The sequence below is a fragment of the Micromonospora sp. NPDC002411 genome, assembly GCF_053592955.1.
In genome coordinates this window covers 1-19671 of record NZ_JBSFBM010000104.1, presented here as the reverse complement: position 1 = coordinate 19671, position 19671 = coordinate 1, and the positions used below count along the sequence as shown (strand labels likewise).

16 protein-coding genes are annotated in these 19671 nt (G+C 68.0%); 10 read left to right on the top strand and 6 right to left on the bottom strand.

Annotation, left to right across the window (positions count from 1 at the left end; all coding sequences use genetic code 11):
• The first annotated feature begins 114 nt into the window (after positions 1-114).
• The gene (locus ACWCO3_RS14930) at positions 115-732 is read left to right on the top strand and encodes a YdcF family protein (RefSeq protein WP_450010381.1); all 618 of its coding nucleotides are present in this window, start codon (positions 115-117) and stop codon (positions 730-732) included.
• Positions 733-738: 6 nt separating this feature from the next.
• Here the strand turns inward: ACWCO3_RS14930 and ACWCO3_RS14925 are convergent, their stop codons facing one another.
• The gene (locus ACWCO3_RS14925) at positions 739-1965 is read right to left on the bottom strand and encodes a helix-turn-helix domain-containing protein (protein WP_450010379.1); all 1227 of its coding nucleotides are present in this window, start codon (positions 1963-1965) and stop codon (positions 739-741) included.
• Positions 1966-2334: 369 nt separating this feature from the next.
• Here ACWCO3_RS14925 and amcA (ACWCO3_RS14920) point away from each other — a divergent pair, with 369 nt between their 5' ends.
• The 6 genes from amcA (ACWCO3_RS14920) (at position 2335) to ACWCO3_RS14895 (ending at position 5465) form a co-directional block, all read left to right on the top strand.
• Positions 2335-2499: a multiple cyclophane-containing RiPP AmcA gene (gene amcA / locus ACWCO3_RS14920; RefSeq protein ID WP_167524916.1), complete on the top strand. Its 165-nt coding sequence runs from the start codon at positions 2335-2337 to the stop codon at positions 2497-2499.
• Positions 2496-2843 (top strand): hypothetical protein, encoded by a 348-nt coding sequence (locus ACWCO3_RS14915; RefSeq protein ID WP_145785226.1) that lies wholly within the window; start codon positions 2496-2498, stop codon positions 2841-2843. The genes amcA (ACWCO3_RS14920) and ACWCO3_RS14915 overlap by 4 nt, the downstream gene beginning before the upstream one ends.
• A complete protein-coding gene (gene amcB, locus ACWCO3_RS14910) occupies positions 2840-3961 on the top strand; it encodes a cyclophane-forming radical SAM peptide maturase AmcB (protein WP_450010377.1) in 1122 nt (373 codons plus the stop codon). Before ACWCO3_RS14915 ends, amcB begins: the two co-directional genes overlap by 4 nt.
• An 11-nt stretch (positions 3962-3972) precedes the next feature.
• On the top strand, positions 3973-4155 hold the full coding sequence (amcA, locus tag ACWCO3_RS14905; RefSeq protein ID WP_145785224.1) for a multiple cyclophane-containing RiPP AmcA: 183 nt from the start codon (positions 3973-3975) through the stop codon (positions 4153-4155).
• Positions 4156-4217: 62 nt separating this feature from the next.
• The gene (locus ACWCO3_RS14900) at positions 4218-4880 is read left to right on the top strand and encodes a pentapeptide repeat-containing protein (RefSeq protein ID WP_145785223.1); all 663 of its coding nucleotides are present in this window, start codon (positions 4218-4220) and stop codon (positions 4878-4880) included.
• Between the two features lie 15 nt (positions 4881-4895).
• Positions 4896-5465, top strand: coding sequence for a kinase (locus ACWCO3_RS14895; RefSeq protein WP_145785222.1), 570 nt, complete (start codon positions 4896-4898; stop codon positions 5463-5465).
• A gap of 84 nt (positions 5466-5549) precedes the next feature.
• Here the strand turns inward: ACWCO3_RS14895 and ACWCO3_RS14890 are convergent, their stop codons facing one another.
• Positions 5550-6725: a DUF418 domain-containing protein gene (locus tag ACWCO3_RS14890; RefSeq protein WP_450010374.1), complete on the bottom strand. Its 1176-nt coding sequence runs from the start codon at positions 6723-6725 to the stop codon at positions 5550-5552.
• A gap of 198 nt (positions 6726-6923) precedes the next feature.
• Between ACWCO3_RS14890 and ACWCO3_RS14885 the strand changes: the two genes are divergently transcribed.
• Complete coding sequence (locus ACWCO3_RS14885) at positions 6924-7439, top strand: hypothetical protein (protein ID WP_450010372.1); 516 nt, start codon at positions 6924-6926, stop codon at positions 7437-7439.
• Positions 7440-7508: 69 nt separating this feature from the next.
• Here the strand turns inward: ACWCO3_RS14885 and ACWCO3_RS14880 are convergent, their stop codons facing one another.
• From ACWCO3_RS14880 to ACWCO3_RS14870, 3 genes are all read right to left on the bottom strand, one after another.
• Positions 7509-10580 (bottom strand): hypothetical protein, encoded by a 3072-nt coding sequence (locus tag ACWCO3_RS14880; RefSeq protein ID WP_450010370.1) that lies wholly within the window; start codon positions 10578-10580, stop codon positions 7509-7511.
• 47 nt (positions 10581-10627) lie between these two features.
• Positions 10628-11167, bottom strand: coding sequence for a hypothetical protein (locus tag ACWCO3_RS14875; RefSeq protein WP_450010368.1), 540 nt, complete (start codon positions 11165-11167; stop codon positions 10628-10630).
• 119 nt (positions 11168-11286) lie between these two features.
• Complete coding sequence (locus ACWCO3_RS14870; protein WP_357933379.1) at positions 11287-12399, bottom strand: ricin-type beta-trefoil lectin domain protein; 1113 nt, start codon at positions 12397-12399, stop codon at positions 11287-11289.
• A gap of 307 nt (positions 12400-12706) precedes the next feature.
• Between ACWCO3_RS14870 and ACWCO3_RS14865 the strand changes: the two genes are divergently transcribed.
• Both ACWCO3_RS14865 and ACWCO3_RS14860 read left to right on the top strand, forming a co-directional pair.
• Positions 12707-15691: a glycoside hydrolase family 3 C-terminal domain-containing protein gene (locus ACWCO3_RS14865; RefSeq protein WP_450010365.1), complete on the top strand. Its 2985-nt coding sequence runs from the start codon at positions 12707-12709 to the stop codon at positions 15689-15691.
• 345 nt (positions 15692-16036) lie between these two features.
• A complete protein-coding gene (locus tag ACWCO3_RS14860; RefSeq protein WP_450010363.1) occupies positions 16037-18733 on the top strand; it encodes an RICIN domain-containing protein in 2697 nt (898 codons plus the stop codon).
• Between the two features lie 45 nt (positions 18734-18778).
• On the opposite strand, the gene ACWCO3_RS14855 is transcribed toward ACWCO3_RS14860, so the two are convergent.
• On the bottom strand, positions 18779-19671 hold an 893-nt coding region (locus ACWCO3_RS14855), incomplete at its 5' end, for a DUF1996 domain-containing protein (protein WP_450010361.1).

Genomic DNA, 19671 nt, shown 5'->3' with positions numbered 1-19671 from the left:
GGAGATCGTGTAGTCGCCGGCCGCGCGGACCCGCACCTCGGTCCACCCGTCCGCGCCGGGGCGTACGCAACCGTCCGGGCCGGTCAGCGACAGCCCGACGCTATCCGGGCGGACGTGGAGACGCTCTGGCGCTACCACGATATGCGTCACGAGTTGCGCTCGTGCGACGTGGGAATCGGGTTGGGTAGTCATGACCTCGGCGTGGCCGTAATCGCGACGCGCCTGTACCACGAGAGTCTGTTCCCGTGGATCGTGTTCACCGGCGCGAACGCCCCGACGACCGTCGAGCGGTTCCCGCGTGGAGAAGCAGTGCACTACCGCGAGTACGCCATTGAGCATGGTGTACCCGCGGAAGCGATTCTCGTGGAGCCGCGTGCCACGAACACCGCCCAGAACCTGGAGTACTCGCTTCAGCTCCTGACCGAACACCGGATCCCGGTGCAGTCGGTACTGATCATGTCGCGGCCCTACCAACAGCGTCGGGCCTACGCTACCTGCAGGTTGATGTGGCCGGAGGTCGATGTGGTCTGCGCGTCGAACCCGCTCGAACTAGACGACTACGTGGCCAGCATCGGTGACCCGCAGCGGGTGGTGGACATGCTGGTCGGCGACACGCAGCGGATCGAGGTGTACGCCGAGCGCGGCTTCGCGATCGCGCAGGAGATGCCGGACGAGGTACGGACGGCGTTCGAGCGCCTGGTGGCGGCTGGCTACACGAGCCGACTGATCTGAGCTCGGTTACCAGCGCGGCCCTCTCGACCGGACACCCATCCGATCGCTGAGTTCGACGGCCAGTCGGGGTGGCCGGGGGCGCGTGAGGATATCCCGAACAAGGTCGCGGGAAAGCTGGTGGTAGCGCACCTGGTCAGCACCAATGATCTCTGCGTTAAGGAGCGCGGCGAGCGCGTCGTCGATGCGGTTCCACCGGGCAAGGGCTCGGGCGGTTTCGATGGCATGCCGAACCTGCCGCTCGACGGGCACGGTGCTGGTGTCGAGTGTGGCGCCGATGGCGATGGCGCGCTGCACGTCGCCGAGTTCCATCGCCACTGTCGTCTTGTGGATCGACACGTTGGTCGGCCCGAACGCGGTCCAGACGTGGTTGCCATCGGCACCGAGCCGCTGCGCGGTGGCATCGGCCTCAGTGATGTGGGTGACGGCCGAGGCGCGGTCGTCGTTCCGGGCGGCGGCCAGCGCGCAGACGAGGTGCAGGCTGCCGTAGACCGACAGCAGCTGCGGAGTGGGTTTGGCGAGCCGTGCTTCCAGGAACTGCGCTGCCGTGGCTGCGAGGCCACGAGCCTGCGCATATTCGCCGATGGACGCCAGTGAGTGCGCGGCGGAGCGGCTGAGCGAGCCGATGACGACGTGGTCGTGGCTGGCGTTGGCGGCGGCCAACCCTCGGCTGGCGGCGGTCCACGCGAGGTCACCTTCGCCGAGCTTGGTGAGGAACAACGCGGCGAGCTGATGGGCATAGGCGGTCATCGCGTGCGCGCGCTGGCCATCATCTCCGTCGTACGCCTCGGTGGCGGTGAGGCAGTCGTGGATGAGGTAGGGCAGCCGGCGGGCGAGGGTGCCGTACCGCGAGTGCTGGTAGGCGGTCCAGATCTCGGCGACGTCGTTTTCGATTTCGCACAGGGAGGGTGCCTCGACGTCCCCGGTGCTGGCTAGCGCTGGCGCGAGGTGACGATAGTCGTGAAGCGCGGCCCGCAAAGCCGGGATGGTCTCGCGCCCTGAGTCGTCCGACCACTCGAACAGGCTCGGTGCACCGATCAGGTCGCCGAGGGACACGTCGAGGGCTTTGGCGATCGCGCGTATGACCGACAGCCGGTCCAGGTCGGCCCGGTTCGTCTCGACCTTGCGTAACCACTCCTGCGTCTTGCCGACCAGACCGGCCAGCACCTCCTGGGAGAGCCCTCGCCGACGCCGGTAGAAGGCGACGCGCTGGCCGATCGTCATGTCGTCCGTCATCCCTCGCACACCATCACTCTGCCCGCTGAAGGCCGCTGGACCCGGTGCGGATTTTCCCGGTCCTCCGAAGAGGGCTCCCCTACGTTCAGTTCACCTCGGATCACCGGCGCGTGTCGATGCCGGTGTCGGGATGACTGACAGGGAGCTGCAGATGGAGGGATCGATGAGCGGTACACCACACCACGGCTTGGACCGCTGGCCCGGCCCGTCCGAGAGCGAACTGTCTCGGCGATTTCCCCGCCTGCGTACCGCCATGAGGGCTGCGCGGGTGGGCGATCGGCGGTCTGCTCCCAGCCGCCGTGGTGCGGCGGCGGGCTCGCCATTCCCCCGGCGAGCCCGCCGCTCATCGTCCCTGGCGGGGGTGGCGGCATGACGGTGTACGTCTCGGGTAACGCGGTGGCCAGCCAGTTCCGGCGCCCCGAGCCCAGGTGGACGTCCTCGCAGGGGCAGGTGCGCCCCGCTGATCCGCCGCTGCTCACCTTCGTGTGGCGTCGGCTGTTCGAGCAGCAGGTCCGCGAGGGCGGCCTCCGGTGACCGGGCCGCAGCGCCGTCTCGCGGCGAACCGGCTCGCGCCAGCCGAGGTGGAACATCTGCCGATGCGCCCGCTGTGGCTGTGCCGCCGATGCGGGCAGCCGTGGCCCTGCGGCGCAGCGAAGCTCGCGCTCCTGGCCGAGTACCGAGAAGTGCCGGTGAGCCTGTTCCTCTACCTGGCCGGCTGCCTGCACGACGCGATCGACGACCTGCATCGGCTCAACCCGAGCGTCACGGGCAGCGCCGCCGACATGTTTGACAGGTTCCTCGGCTGGCCCGCCCGCCACACCCACGCCTACCGCGTCAGTACCACCACGGCCGCCAGCATCGAGGAGGCTTCCTCGTGAACGGCATCGGTCTCATCAACGTCACCGGCCAGCCGGCGGTGGCCGGCAGCTTCCACACCCTGGTCGTGCAGCCGACGAGCTTCTGCAACCTCGACTGCACCTACTGCTACCTGCCCGACCGGAGATCCTTGCGCCTGATGAGCGGCGCGGTCGCGCAGGCCTGCGCCGAGTCGATAGCCCAGCAGAACAGCAGACATCCGGTGAGCGTCGTGTGGCACGGGGGCGAACCCACCGCCACACCTATCGGGCTGTTCCGGGATCTACTGGCCCCGTTCGAGGAGCTGCGGCGCGCGCGACTGGTGCGTCACGAGATCCAGACGAACGCGACGCTGATCAACCGACAGTGGTGCGAGCTGTTCACCGCTTACGGGTTCGAGGTCGGGGTCAGCATCGACGGACCGGGCGCGTTGAACCGGAACCGCCTCGACCGGGCCGGCAACCCGACGGACACCCGGACCCTGCGCGGCATGCACACGCTGGCCGACGCGGGGCTGGGGTACTCGGTGATCTGTGTGGTCACCCCGGAAACCATCGACCACGCGGACGCCCTTGTCGACTTCTTCAACGGCCTGCCCGGCTGCGAGTCGGTGGGCTTCAACATCGAAGAGCAGGAGGGCGCCGACCGGGCACCGGTGTCGGAGGACGCCGCGTACCGGTTCTGGCAGCGCCTTATCGAACGTCGCATCGGCGGCAGTCCGCTGCGGATCCGCGACGTGGACCGGTTGGCCGACTATCTCGCCGCCGCCCGCGCCGGACACGTCGACCACGCCCCGTACGAGCCGATCCCGACGGTCTCCTGGGATGGGCAGGTGGTGCTGCTGTCACCGGAGCTGCTCGGCATCACCGAGCCACGATACGGCGACTTCATCGCCGGCGACGTTCTTCGACAGCCCATCACTGCCCTGCTTGCCGACGCCGGCGACTTGGACTACGTCGCCGAGTTCGTCACGGCCCTCAACGACTGCGCCGACCACTGCGCCTTCTACGACTTCTGCCGTGGCGCCCAAGCCGGCAACCGCTACTTCGAGCACGCGACATTCGCCGCCCGAGAGACGACCTACTGCCGGACCACCCGACAGGCCCTCGTCCGCGCCGCCGCGGACCACCTCACCCCTTAAGGAGGAGCACCATGACCAATGCTCTCGCGACTCTCGTCAAGGCCGCACCCGAGCAACTCGCTCGCCTCGGCGTCGACCCTGAGCGGTCGGTAACGTCGATCGACGCGGCGAAGTTCGACAACCGCCCCGCCTGGGCTAACAAGGGTAAGTTCGACAGCCGACCCGGCTGGGACAACTGGAACAAGAAGAAGTAGCCCGCACCACGGGAACGCGCGGGGTGGCGTGCCTACCCCGCGCCCGCACAGGTTGAGGACATATGCGTACCACCACGATCGGCGACGTGAAGGTCCTGCTGCCGGACCTCGAACCGGACGACCTCGACACCACGACGAACCTTGCCGACGGCCTCACCGAGGCCCTCGTCGGGGGCGCGGCGTGGCGTGGCGCGCACCTTGAGGACGCAAGCATCCGCAGCAGCCTGATCACCGGCGTGGACCTGAGCGAGAGCACCTGGGAAGGCGGCAGCCTCTACGGCTGCGAGATCATTCGCACCGACTTCTCAGGCGCGACCCTGATCGGCATGACCATCGAACGCTGCGCCATCACCGGCTCCCGGTTCACCGGCACCAGACTCACCGACATACGCCTCAAGGACGTCCTGTTCGACGGCTGCCGCTTCGACTACGCCACCTTCCACCGCGTCACCGCCGCCGGCTCGGTCGCCTTCACCGACTGCACTCTCACCAACGGCGCGTGGTCGTCCTGCCGACTACCTCGCATCGCGCTGCGGTCGTGTGAGCTCACCGGGCTGGAGTTGAACTCCTGCCAGCTCGACGGCACCGACCTGAGAGGCAGCCGACTCCAGGGCCTCAAGACGCCGCTGGACAACCTGCGCGGCGTCACCCTCAGCGAGGACCAACTTCCTGACCTCACCCAGTTGGCCGTCGCTGCTCTCGACCTCACCATTGGTAACGACTGAAGCCGAGGAGGCATCGTGCGCGCTGAATCCACTGGCAGCCCGGACACGATCCTCGCCTGTATCCGGGGCAACTCCGGCTCCGGCAAGAGCAGCATCGCCCGCGAGCTACGACGCCGACACGGCCGGGGCTGCGCCCTGGTCGAGCAGGACTATCTGCGCCGCATCGTGCTGCGCGAGCGGGACAAGCCCGGCGGTGCGGCACCGGCGTTGATCGGGCAGACCGTGCGGTTCGCCCTCGACCACGGCTACCACGTCGTGCTGGAGGGCATCCTGCACACCAGCCGCTACCGCAGCATGCTGACCTCCCTGCGGGACGACCACCGCGGCCGGTCACTGTTCTGCTACCTCGACGTGTCGCTGCCCGAGACCCTGCGCCGGCACCTCACCCGCCCGCAGGTCAGTGAGTTCACCGCCGACCAGATGAGCGGCTGGTACGCCGCCCATGACGTCCTGGGCTGGCCCGACGAACTCGTCCTACCCGAGACCACCGGACTGGACGAGGCCGTCGAGGCCATCGCCGCTGCGGCTGGGCTACCCCAGAGCGGACGCGACGACGACCTGCTACCGAACGTCGCGCCCCCGTAGAGCAGCTCAGCCGGCGACTGGTGTCGGAATGTTCTGCTGGTCCTGTGCCGGCGGCATCAGGGGAACCCGGCGCGGGCGGGACCGTCAGACCGGGTCGGCGGCGCGGATCCGTGGCCACCGCTGCTCGGTCCAGGCCCGCAACAGCCACTCCACCGGTCCGTACCGGAACCGGGCCATCCACGCCGCGCTCGCGGCGAGCTGCGCACCGTAGATGGCGACCGCGATGAGGAGGACGACAGCAGGTGCGGCGGTGCCGGCGAGGCCCAGTCCGACGCCGGTGAAGACCAGCACACAGAGCAGCGACTGACCCAGGTAGTTCGACAGGGACATCCGTCCGGCCGGCGCGACTACGGCGACTACCCGCCGTCCCCGGTTGGTCTGGAAGAACTGGAGAAGGGTGGCGGCGTACGCGGCCGCGAGCAGTGGCGCGGTGAGTACGCCCGCCGCCAGCCCGGTCAGGTTGGCGGTGCCCCCACCGGCGGCGAAGATCACCGCACCGGCCAAACCGATCGGATAGCCCAGCTGCTGCACCCGGCGCAGGAGCTGCCGGTTTCCGGCGACGTCGGTGAGCAGCCGGCGTCGCCCGGCCGCGTAACCGAAGAGGAAGGCCGAGAAGGCGAGCGGCCCCTGCACGAGGAGAGTGCCGACCATCGCCGGCAGTTGGCGTACGTGCTCGGCGATCACCGACCCGATGCCGCCCTGTAGTGCCTCGGTGGACCGTTGCCCCGCCGCGAGCGCCGTCGCCGGATCGGTGACCAGTTGGGCCCCGCCGACGGCGGCGAGCGCGACGACGAAACCGATCCCGCTGGTCAGCAGTACGGCGGCGCGCACGGCGGTGCCAACGGCGACTCGTCGCATGGCGAGCAGGACCAGGCCGAGCAATGCGTACGTGGCCAGGATGTCGCCCTGGAACAGCAGCACCGCGTGCAGGATGCCGAGCACGAAGAGCCCGGCCAGCCGTCGCCGGAACCGGGGAGCGAAGTCGACGCCCCGCCGCGCCGCGGAGTCGAGTTGGAGCGTGAAGCTGTAGCCGAACAGGAAGGAGAAGAGCAGGTACGCCTTCATCGCGAAGAGCAGCTCGACCAGCCACCGGACCGTCTGGTCGCCCCACGAGTCGTAAGCGGGATCCGGAACCAGATGAAAGGAGTAGCCGGAGCTGAAGAAGGCGATGTTGACAATGAGGATGAGGAGCAGCGCCACGGCGCGCAGCGCATCGACGTCCGCGATCCGGGAGCCCGTCCCGGGCGATCCTTCATTCACGACTGGCGGGTCTTTGATGGAGAACTTCACGCGACTACCCCCGTAACGAAAATGACATCGAACTTGATGGCTCCCCCCTTTCCGACCCTACGAAGCGGTAGATCCAGGTGACAGCCGGTGAGCAGGAATGTCGCTGGTGGGGCAGGCACTACCTCAGGACGCAGTCATTCCGCGAGAGGGGCGGATAAATTTCCCGGTATGAATCTCGTCGCGATTCGGGAGGACGTCGCCGTCATCGACGCCCTTCTCCGGGACATCGCTGATCGTCCGGTGGACCTGACGGATCCGGACTGGCAAACGAAGTTGTCGGCCGCCGCGCCGCCCGCTGAGGAAGCCGGGGTGGCAGTCGAGGCGGCAGCGGCTTTGACCGCTCTGCTGGACATCTACGAATCCGGTGACGAGGCGGCCAGGGACGAGGTCCGGGGAATCTTCCGCGCCCATCGAGCTTTCAGCTGGGGGGTCGGTCTCCGCGGTGAGTTCCCCTCGGCCGCCGCCGAGTTTCGTCGACGGTTGGTCCACATCTCCGCCCGGGACCAGTATGCGGACCCACGCGACGACCTCATGGAGATCTGGGAGTTGTGCGAGTGGGCGCGCGATCGCGGGATCGACGTCGAGCCCGTCCTGCACGCGGTCGCCGGCATCTCGGGCGAGGTCGACCATTTCGGCATGGGGTCCACCCGCCTGCTGATCCTGCGCGGCCTGGAACGCCACTGAACCTGGAACCCCACTGAACCTCACACACAAAGCGGTGCCGGCGCCCGAAGGCACCGGCACCGCCTCGTCTCAGTTGGTGTGGGTCAGTCGCGTGGTGATGCGTAGACCGGTGAGGGTGTCGTTCAACCACGGCACCCGCTCGCGGTGCAGGCCGGCAGTCATCTGGTCTGCCCAGATCTCGTACCGCTGGGTCAGCGCCGTCGCACGGGACCGCGCGCTGGTGACCAGGCAGTCGCCGAGTGGGTCACCGGGCAGGTTCGACGAGTCGACAGCGGGCTCGCAGGGCAGCTTGAGGCTGACCTGGTCGCGCAGCGGGCGGCTGGGGTCGAGCGAGCACGGTGCGGGCCCGCAGAGCGTGTAGTTCCCGCTGGCCTTCGCGTACGCATTGCCGATCTTGGCGTCGGTCGGCATGTTCACCGGGATCTGGTACTGCCCGAACAGGTTCGCGGACAGCACGTCGTCCGAGTCGAGGGCGTTGGGCAGACCCAACCGGGTGTACGCCTGGAGCAGCCGCGCCGCCGTGTTCATCTTCTTCAGCGCGGCGGGCACCGGCCCGCTGACCTGTGTGCTCAGGTCCCGGACCCGGTTGTACATCGACTTCTGCCGAGCTTGGAGGAAACCGCGCAGTGTCGGCGTCAGCGAGGTGTCCAGTGCTGTGTTGGGCACGGCCGTCGCCGCGCTCGCGAAGGTGTACCGCCCGGACGGCCACTTCTGGGTCAGCGCCTGTTCCGGGCTTGTCTCGCTGTCACAGTTGAACAGCTCGCAGTCGACCTGGTAGACCTGCTCGTCGGGCCAGGTGAAGTCGGCCGTCCGCGAGTTCTGCCAGGGCAGCGTCGAGTTCAGCCGGAACCGGCTGTGGATCTGCAACCGCAGCTTGCCGTAGTGCCGGATCACCCCGGTGCCGTAGCCCGTCGTGCGGGTGTAGACCCAGCTCGGCGTGTAACAGTGGCCCACCTCGGGCAACTCCCGTACGCCGGCCGGCGGCTCGTCGTGGCGTGGCGTGTACGCGTACTGAAGCGTCCGTACGACGTTCGACATCAGGTCGTAGCGGACGTTGCTGGGTCGGTCGATCTGCCGAGTGCCGTCGCACGACGGCACTGTCGCCTCGTCGGCCTTCGCCGGTGCCGGGGCGAGCTGCTTGTCCGTGTCCCAGAACAGGTCGTAGTTCTTCGGCGTCTTGACCTGCACGCCGTTGGCGTCGGGCTCCCAGCGCACCTGGACCTCGTTGGTCCGGAACGTCCTCAGCGCGGCCGACAACTCGTTGGTGGCGCCGACGTACTCGTCGATCAGCCCGGTGATCAGGCTGTTGGCGTCGCCGTCGACCGGCCGGCCGAAGCTGGCCGCGAGGTCGGCGATGCGGGTGCCCTCCGCCTCGATCTGTGCCGCGCGGCTGGCGCTGACCTGGGCGGCGTACGTCGGGTTCTGGAGCATCAGCATGGAGTACGCCTGCGCGCCGAGGTTCCAGACCGTCGGGTTGCCGACCGGGGTCGCCGGTTCGACCATCGACGGGTCGCGCCCGCCGGCCACCCGAGCCAGGTAGTTGATCGACCGGGCCTCGCCGAAGCTGTTCAGGACGGTGGTCGGGTCGAGTGCCGGGTTGTCGGCGTCGGTCTTCGGCACCACGAAGGCGGCACCGCTGGCCAGCTGCGTGGCGGTCAGGTGGAACTCGTTCTCCGGGCCGACGAACTCGCCGTACGTGGGGATCGGTTGGCCGAAGTTCTCCTGGTAGCCGATGTACTTGTTGATGTCGGCGCGGGCGTCGTGCAGGGTGGCGTCGCCGATCGCGGCCAGGACGGTGGCGGCGATGTCCTCCAGTCGCAGCCCGAGCTGGGCGACCTGCTGCTGGACGAGGGTGAGCTGCGCGGTGTTGCCGGCGATGGCCGCGTTCAGCTTGTCGAACTGGGCCATCATGTTCGCGTACACCGTGTTGATCTGCGCCTCGACCCGCGCGAAGCTGGCCCGCATCTCGTCGCCGAGAGCCCGGACCTCGTCGCGCAGTGCCTTGACCTGGGCGAGGATCTGCGCATCCAGCGACGGCGCGCTGCCGCCGAAGAGCCCGACGATCGACATCACGGCGCCGAAGATGTTGCCGGTCATCGCCAACGTCGCGGTGCTGAAGACCGAGCCCGCCAAGCCCCGGCCGGTGATCGCCGCGGCGTACGTGGAGATGGCGCTGATCGTGGTGAGAACCGCCTCGCCGATCACCTTGGCCTTCTTGCCGGCGTCGGGGTCGGCGAACCCGATGAGGGTGGACACCATGCCCAGCCCGGCCTTGACGTCGGAGATCGTCTGCTGCCGTGCCTTGTCCCGGTCCTCGGCGGCCTTCTTGGCCGCCGCGGTGCACTCGGCGCTGGGTGGCCCCTCCGGTGGGCACTTGCTGTTGTTCTCGCCGATCTCGAGACGGATCTCCACGCTCAGGCCGAGCAGTTGGGCGTGCAGGGAGGCGAGCTTCTGCTTGGCCGCCGCGACGTACGCCGCCGAGTCGCCCTGTAGGGCGAGGATCGCCCCGAGGTTCACGGGGGCCAGCCCGGGATCCTGCGTGAGCTGCTCGTAGGTATGTGTCACGTCCACCCCGAAGGGCGCACCGAGTACGGCGTTCCACGCGCTGGCGACCGGTGCGTTGGCGGTCGCCGCCTGGCGGACCGCGGACCACACAGCGGCGAGGGCGTCGTCACGACCGCGCAACCACTGGGCGGTACGCAGTGCGCCGGAGGCGAGTTCCTCGCGGGTGTCCCACGGCTCGACCGTCTTGCCGATGACCGCCCCGACCAGGCCGGTGATCTCCGGTGAGGTCCGGGTGTCGCCGCCGGGGGTGCCGAGCAGGATGTCGACGGACCTGAGCAGCAGGTCCTGCTCGGGCACCAGGTGGTCGTAGGCGGTCAGCGAGCTGTCGAGCGTCTGCTTGCGCGCCGTCAGGTGGGTCTGCGCCTGTTCGGTGGTGGCGTCCGGGTGCAGCCGGTGCCACTGCACGAATTCGGCCGACAGCACGACGGCCTTGATCCGGTCGGCGCCCTGGATGTGGATCTCGGCGACCTGGCCGAAGGCCCGATCGGTGAGCGCTGCCTGCGGGATGGGGACGGGGACGGGATCGGCCGACGCGGGTTCGCCGAACAGCGCGCTTGCCGCGGTGACGGCGATCATCGCCACCACGGCAGTCCCGCGCCTCGTGCGCGTGGAACGTTTCATTGTCATGCCGCGAACGTATTGAGCAGCCTGAAAGGGCGCTGAAACCGCGCTGATCCGCCCAGGTGTCGACCCTGGACGGGTGCACCCGATCTAGAGCCGACTCCGGTACGACGCCACCACCGACCGCCAATGCGGCGTCTTAGGGTTTCCAGGTCAGGCACGACGACCGGATCGTCACGCGGTGCGCAGATGCCGTAGACCTGCGGCGCGATCGCCTCGGTCAGGATGTGGTCGAAGTGGAAGGACCCTTCGAAGGCCATCCACACCACACTTGCGCTCGCCGAACAGGCGGCTTTCAGGCAGTCCTCGAGGTAGTGGCCGAGGTCGGCCGGCAGTACGTCGAAGACGAGGTCGAACTCGGTGACGCGAGCGTACGGGAAGGAGCCCGGGGGATCGTCCTGTTCGAGTGAGTACGTCCGCACCTCGGCTGGCGTCGTGCCGCCGAACACGAAGTTCGGCGACACGACGGGAGTGCCAGGGACGAACACGCTGACGACCGGCTGCGCGGCGAAACGCAGCCCGGATGCCAGGTCGGAAGCCACAACTACCCCACAACCTCAGATCGTCGGTAGTGACGATCCGTAACGCTACCGGCGTGCTCGCACTGCGTCGATGGTGCCGTCGCCGTTGGCAGGCAGGGGGACCGCGACTCGACCCTCGGCTATCGGCGGCTCCACTGCTGGTTGGTCTGACCGGTGCAGGTCCAGAGGACGAGCTTGGTGCCGTTGGCGGTGCCCTGGTTCACGGGGTCCAAGCAGAGGCCGGACTGCACTCCGGTGATGGTGCCGTTCGCGTTGACGTTCCACTGCTGGTTGGTGCCGCCGTGACAGTCGTAGATGGTGACCAGGGTCCCCGGAGAGGTGCCGTAGCCGGCGGCGTCGAGGCACTTGTTGCCGTACACCGTCAGTGCCTTGGCGCTCGTGTAGGTCCACTGTTGGTTCGTGCCGCCGTGACAGTCCCACAACTGCATCTGGAGGCCGTTGGTGGTGGACGCCCCGGGGACGTCGACGCACCGGCCGGACCGGGTGCCCACGATGGCGGTGGTCTGCCCGCCGCCGCTGCCCGGGTTGCCGATGCTGCCGGGCACCGACTGTAGGGCGCTGTACCAGCGGGCGGCCATCTTGTCGTAGCCACCGGCCGTGGGGTGTACGCCGTCGATCAGGTCGGAGGTGGTGAGGGCGCTGTTCATGTCGACCAGGTGCACCCGCTTGCCGGCGTTTACCTTGCTCTGCACGATGCCCGGGATCGCCGCGTTGAAGGTGCGGACGGCGGCTCCCTGGTTGCTGTTGGAGATCGGGATGAGCTGCGCCACGAACACCTCTGCGGTGGGCGCGGTGGTGGTGATGCGGTCGATCAGCGTGGAGAGGCGGTTCGGTGCGCTGCTCACGTTGTAGTTCTGCAAAATGTCGTTGGTGCCGATGTGCAGCAGGACGGTCTGCGGCCGTTGGGTGTTGAGCCAGCCGACGATGTTCGCGTCGATCTGGTCGATGCGCCAGCCCGGATGCCCCTGGTGGTCGTGGTCACCCAGGCTGGCCGGCCCGTTGAACTGCGACCCGACGAAGTCCACCGTATACCGGCCGTTGACCAGTCGCTGCCAGAGCCCGATGCGGTATCCGCCGGGCACCTGGGTGCCCTCGGTGATGGAGTCGCCGAGCGGCATCACCCGTACCCCGCCGTTGGACTCCGCGCTGGCCGGGCCTGTCGGGGTCAGCACACTGGCGACCACGACGCCGAGCGCGGCGAGTGTCGCGAGCCATCTTGCCCTCGTTCGCATAGATCTCTCCTGCCTCAACACTGGGACGAGTGTGAGCGTTAACAGCGAGGATTGTAGATACCTGGATGGACCTGGTCTACCTCGTTGCGCATCACCGCGCTCTTGTCCGGCCTCGGTTCGGCCTTGTCCACCAATAGATGCCCACCTATAGTTGCGCGAATCGCGCACCTTCCTGACCGTGGTGCCGCGGTGGGGTCGTCGAAGCGTTTCGATGATTCGTCGTTCAGGCCCGTCAGCCGGGTGTCGAGCCTGGCCAAGCCGGTCTTGGCGCTGAATCGCGCCTGTCGTACGACATGAGGAGAACCGCATGCGGAAGTGGCGCCTTCGGCGCGGAATCACCGCGCTCGCGCTCGCCCTGCTGGCCCTACCCGCCGTTCCCGGCACCGCGCTCGCCGAACCGAGTTACCCGTTCCGAGATCCCCACCTACCTGTGGACGCCCGGGTCGACGACCTGCTCGGCCGTCTCACACTGGACGAGAAGATCTCCTGGCTGCACCAGTACCAGCCGGCCGTACCCCGACTGGGCATCGGCCTGTTCAAGACCGGCACCGAGGCGCTGCACGGGGTCGCCTGGTCGACCGACATCGACAACAACGGCGCGGTGGTGAAGGCCCGCGGCACGGTCTTTCCGCAGCCGGTGGGCATGGCGAGCACCTGGAACACCGACCTGGTCCAGCGGGTGGGTTCCGCCGTCGGCGACGAGGCGCGCGGCTACCACGCGCAGAACCCCCGGGTGTGGGGGCTCAACCTCTGGGCGCCGGTGGTCAACCTGCTGCGCGACCCCCGGTGGGGCCGCAACGAGGAGGGCTACTCGGAGGATCCGATGCTCACCGGCGCGATCTCGACCGCGTACGGCTCGGGCATGACCGGCGGCGACCCGGACCACCTGAAGAGCGCCCCGACCCTGAAGCACTACCTGGCCTACAACAACGAGGTCCGGCGGGACGTCACCTCGTCCAACGTGCCACCGCGGGTGCTCAACGAGTACGACCGCGCTGCCTTCAAGCCGGCCATCGCCGCCGACGCGGCGACCGGGATGATGGCCGCGTACAACCTGGTCAACGGACGTCCCGCGACCGTCGACCCGGACCTGGACACCGTGGTACGCGGCTGGACCGACCAGTCCCTGATGCACGTCACGGACGCCTGGGCACCGAACAACCTCGTCAACTCCCAGAAGTACTACCCCACCCAGGCGGAGGCCAACGCGGCGATCATCAAGGCCGGCCTCAGCAGCTTCATCACCGACGACACCAACGCCCAACCGACCGTCACCGCCATCAAACAGGCGTTGGCGAGCGGTCTGATCACCGAACGGGACATCGATGCCCGGATCCGGGACATCCTGAACATCCGGTTCCGACTGGGCGAGTTCGACCCGGGCAGCGGCCGGTACGGGAGCATCACCCCGGACGTCATCAACAGTCCGCAACACCAGCGACTTGCCCGGCAGGCCGCCGGTGAGGCCATGGTGCTGCTGAAGAACTCCCGGCAGGCGCTGCCGCTGGACCCGGCCCGGAACCGCAAGGTCGCCGTGCTCGGTCCGCTGGCCGACACCCTCTATTCCGACTGGTACGGCGGGGACCTGCCGTACCAGGTGACGGCGCTGGACGGCATCCGTGAACGGCTGGGTGCCGCCGCCAGCGTCGATGGGCTCGACGGTGCGGACCGGATCGCGTTGAAGGACCCGGCGACCGGCCGGTACGTCACGGCCACCGGCACCACCGATGCCGACCCGGTCGCCGCCAGCGGCGAGACGGCGTCACTCGCCGCCCAGTTCGACGTGGTCGACTGGGGCCAGGACGTGGTGACGTTGCGCAACGCCGCCAACGGCCGCTACCTCGGCTACAACTGGGGGCCGTTCGTCACCCGCGACGAGCAGCCGAACGGCTGGTACGTGCAGCAGCAGTTCAAGCTGGAGCCGCAGGCCGACGGCACTGTGGTGCTGCGCTACGTCGGCTACGAGACCAAGGAGAGCTGGTTCGCCGCCGAGAAGTACGTGACGGTCGGCGACGACGGCGCGCTCAAGCTCGGCGCGTCCACTCCCGACGACGCGACCCACTTCAGTCGTGAGCTGGTCAGCAGTGGCATCGACCGGGCAGTGGCGGCGGCCCGGGCGGCCGACACCGCCGTGCTGGTGGTCGGCAGCAACCCGTTCATCAACGGGCGCGAGGCGCACGACAGGTCCTCCACGGCTCTGAGTGCCGGTCAGGAGGCGCTGGTCAAGGCCGTGACCAAGGCCAACCCACGGACGGTGCTGGTGCTCCAGACCAGCTACCCGGTCACCATCAACTGGGAGCAGGAGCACGTGCCCGCCGTGGTGTGGACCACTCACGCGGGCGCCGAGACCGGGCACGCGATCGCCGACGTCCTCTTCGGCGACCGCAACCCGTCCGGCCGGCTCACCCAGACCTGGTACCGCTCCGACCGGCAACTGCCACCGGACCTGCTGGAGTACGACATCATCACGTCCGGGCAGACGTACCTCTACAGCAACGCGAAACCGCTCTACCCGTTCGGCCACGGACTGTCGTACACCCGCTTCCGGTACGGCGAACTGCGTACCGCCGCCCAGTCGGTCGCGGCCGACGGCACAGTGCGGGTCAGCGTGGACGTGACGAACGTCGGCGCTCGGGCGGGCTCCGAGGTGGTGCAGCTCTACACCCATCAACGCACCTCCCGCGACAGGACCCCGATCCAGCAGCTCAAGGCGTTCGAGCGGGTGGAGCTCAGGCCCGGGCAGACCCGGACCGTGACGCTGCGGGTGCCCGCCGCCGACCTGGCGCACTGGGACGTCACCCGTAGTCGGTGGGTGGTCGAGTCGTCCACCTACGACCTGATGGTCGGGGCGTCCGCCGGAGACATCCGGGCCCGGGCCGCGGTGCGCGTGCGCGGGGAGACGATCCCGGTGCGTGACCTGTCCCGGCCGACCCGGGCGGAGAACTTCGACAGGTACGCGGGGGTCCGGCTGGTCGACGAGACGAAGGTCAGGGGTACGGCCGTCGGCGCCACCGAGGCCGGGCAGTGGATCTCCTTCGCGGGTTCCGCCCTGCGCCCTGACGCGCGCACCTTCACCGCGACGGTCGCCAAGGCCGGCGCTGGCGCCGGCGCGATCCAGGTCCGGCTGGGCTCGCCGACCGGACGGCTGCTGGGCACGGCCACGGTGCCCAGCACCGGTGACGACTACCGGTACGTGAGCACCAGCGCCGAGTTGGCCCGGGTGGCCGGCAACCACGACGTGTACCTGGTGTTCGACTCCGCGCTGCGACTGGCGGACTTCTCGATCAGGTGACCGGAGGTCCGGGGGTCGGGGCGGATGGCACGCCCCGACCCCCGGCCCGCGCGTCGGACCGGCGCAGCATCGTCGTCAGTGCGGATTCATCGGATGATCAATCAGCTGTCTCAAGCGATGAAGGGTGATACGCCCGAAAAGTTAGCATTAACGCATAGATGTACTACGATTCATGGTTGCATTCATCACACGTGTGACCTACGCTTCGGGAAGATTTCGTAGCGATTAACAAGAGAGTGCGGTCGGGTGACAAGCCCCACCGCTCCTTAGTGGTGTCGCTGTTTCCGTACTCGTCGCTCGATACGCACGGGGCCCCCTGTCGACGGCAAATGAGAGGAACCGTACGTGAGGTCAAACGTGTCCACCGCTCGAACGTCGTTGCTGGCGGTGGCGGCCCTCGTTGCCGCCACGCTGCCGGCCGTGCTGAGCGACCAAACACCGGCCGCGGCCGCGGTACAGGCCACCTACTACGTCGCCCCCGACGGCAACGACGCGAACGCGGGCACTCTCCAGTCCCCGTTCCGGACCTTGCAACGCGCGCGGGACGTCGTCCGTACGGTGAATACGAACATGACCGGCGACATCAACGTGTTTCTGCGCGGTGGAAGTTATCCGATCAGCAGCACTGTCGAATTCGGTCAGAGTGACTCCGGCACCAACGGTTACCGGGTCATCTACGGCGCGTACGCCAACGAGAAGCCGATCCTCGACGGCGGCGTCCAGGTGACCGGTTGGACCCAGCACAGCGGCAACATCTGGAAGGCGCCGCTGGACCGCGCCAACAAGCTGCGGGCGCTCTACGTCAACGACAAGCGCGCTGTCATGGCGACGAAGACGGTCAGCTCGGGCGGGTGCTACGGGACGTACACCATCACGGCCGGCCAGGCCGCCTGGGCCTGGGAGTCGGGGTCGCAGTGCGACGGCGCCAGGTACAACACGAACGACTTCCCCGCCATCGCGCGCAACCAGGACGACATCGAGATCGAGACGGGCACGACCTGGACCACTGCCATCGTGGGCGTCCGGCAGGTGACCACCGACGGCGGGAGCCGGGTCGCCCTGTTCCAGCAGCCGGGCGCGGCCATCGCCCAGGGGGCCTTCAACGGCAACGCCCAGGTCGGCGGCACCCACAAGCTCATGAACGCGTACGAGTTCCTGGACGCGCCCGGTGAGTTCTACTACGACAAGGGCGCGAAGACGGTCTACTACTACAAGGCCAGCGCCGAGAACATGTCCACCGCGACGGTCTACGCGCCGAACAACGTGACCACCGTGCTGCGGGTCGCGGGCACCTCGACGACCAGCCACGCCCGCAACATCACGTTCTCCGGTCTGACGGTGCGGCACTCGGACTGGAACCTGTTCAACGTCGCCGGTTCGTCCTACAAGCAGGCGCAGCAGGGCAACCTCGGCGCGCAGGCGTACGCGAAGGGCAACTTCCACGTCTACTACTACCGCAACGTGGACGTCAGCCCCGGCATCATCCAGATCCAGAACGCCGACGGCCTCCTGTTGCAACGCAACCGGATCGAGCACACCGGCGCCGACGGGATCAGCATGGTCAACGACGTGCAGGGCACCCAGTTGATCGGGAATACCACCAACGACATCGCGGGGTCGGCCATCAATGTCGGCCATCCCCAGCACGTCTACATCGGCGACGGCACGTCGACCAACCGGGAGAAGTACCTCCCGCAGGTCGAGGGGCTGCCGAAGAACATCGACATCAAGAACAACTACATCTACGACAGCGCCGTTCTGTTCAACGGGCACAGCCCGATCTCGGCGTACTTCGTCGACACCCTGACGATTCAGCGCAACCGGATCGAGAAGACCCCGTGGTCAGGCATCACGCTGGGTTGGGGCTGGTGGAACTTCGACGGATCGTCGGGCTCGATCGCGCCCAACCGACCCACCACGACGGCGCGGAACAACACGATCAGTTACAACCACATCATTGACACGGTGCAGCGTCTCAGTGACACGGCGCCCATCTACACGCTGGGCAGCCAGCCGGGGACGACGATCACCAACAACTATCTGCAGGGCGTGCCCTCCGGTCACAAGTACGGCCTGCACCCGGACGAGGGGTCGGCGTTCATCACCTTCCGGGACAACGTCCTGAGCATCGACAAGAACGTCACCTGGATGATCAATTCCGACGACTTCGGCCGGAAGCACGACCTGAGCATCACGCAGATCTACGGACCGATCAACAAGGTCTCGAACAAGAACCTGCCGAACAGCACCGTCGCGGACATCCTCGTCTCCTCCGACTATGTCTGGCCGGCGGCGGCCTACAGCATCGCGGCGAACTCCGGCCTTGAGGACGCCTACCGGGACATCGTTCCGGCGAGCACCTTCTCCTCGCCGAACTACGTGCTGCCGGCCAGCACGTTCGTCACCAGCGCCACGGCGTCGATTCCGATCCGGAGCACCGGCGACGCCACCAGGTCGGTCTGGCTGGCTCCGTCCGGCACGACCAGCTTCACCGCCGGGGCGACGATGACCAGGGCCGCCGGCAACGCCACCACCATCGCCGTGCCGGCGACCCAGGGTGAGTACCGGCTCTACGTCGTCGACGCCCAGGGCAACCGGTCGGCGGAATCGACATCGATCGTCCGCCAGCAGCAGGGCGGCGGCAGCGGTACGGGGCAGGGGCAGCTCGTGGGCGGTCAGTCCGGCCGCTGCGTCGAGGTGCCCAACTCGTCGACCACCAACGGCACCCAGGCGCAGCTCTACGACTGCGGCAGCGGCACCAACCAGCGGTGGACCCACACCAGCAGCAAGCAGCTGATGGTGTACGGCAACAAGTGCCTGGACGCCTCCGGGAACGGCACTGCCAACGGCACCCAGGTCATTATCTGGGACTGCCACGGCGGCACGAACCAGCAGTGGAACGTCAACACCAACGGCACCGTCACGAACGTCCAGTCGGGGCTCTGCCTCGACGCCAACGGCGCCGCCACCGCCAACGGCACGAAGATCATCCTTTGGGCCTGCAACGGTGGCCCGAACCAGCAGTGGACGCTGCGTAGCTGACCCACCCGAAACCCCGGGGCCAGGCCGACACGGGCCTGGCCCCGGCTATTTCTGGTAGCCGTAGTTGTCGCACGTCCGGCGCTGCAGGACACAGTTCTTGGTGCGCTTGTTCATGGTGTTGACGTCCCACATCACGAACGCGTCGCCGTGCATGGAGGAGGCGCTCTTCCCCTCCTTGTCGGAGGAGAGGTAGTAGCCCGCCGGAGTGCCCTTCGCCGGGTACTGGATGTCGAAGGTGATCGCCGGGATCCGCACCGGGTGGCTGCTCGGGCAACCGTTGCCGCTGCCGTACGCCACGTGGTCCTTGTGGTTGGGGCTGTCCAGGTGCTTGCCGTCCCAGCAGTCGGGGAACTGCATCATGAAGTGCAGGGTCGCGTCCCCGCCGCAGATGGGCCAGTTGCCGTTGGTGCTGCGGGCGATGCCGTCGAGGTCACCGGGGCCGTAGAAGGCGCAGTAGAACTGGCCGGTCGCGCCGCGCGGCGTGGGCTTCTTCTTCTTGGCGTCACCGGAGATCATCCGCAGGCCGTTGGGCATGGGCATCTGACCTGTCGAGTTCTTCGCCAGCGACCGGTAGTAGACCCGGAAACCCGTGGTCTCGACCGGCTTGCCGGTCGCGTTGTCGTAGAGCGTGGGCACCCAGTAGGCGGAGTGGTCCTGGACCGGCTTGCAGGAGGTGGCGGTGAACTTCGTCAGGTCCCCGGCAACGGTGTCGGCGTCGACGGCCTTGTTCCCGACGAAGGAGTGCATGTGGGAGGCGCCCGGGAGACCGGGGGCGACGATCGGGTCGTCCGGAAGCCGGTGGCTGTACTGGCAGTCCGCCCGGAACTCCGGGAGGTTGCCCACGCCGGCCGGGACGGGGTCGACAGTCAACGCCTGGTACGCGTCGGCCTGAGTGTACCAATCGGCGTATGGCGACCGGTCATTGATGCGTGAGCAGG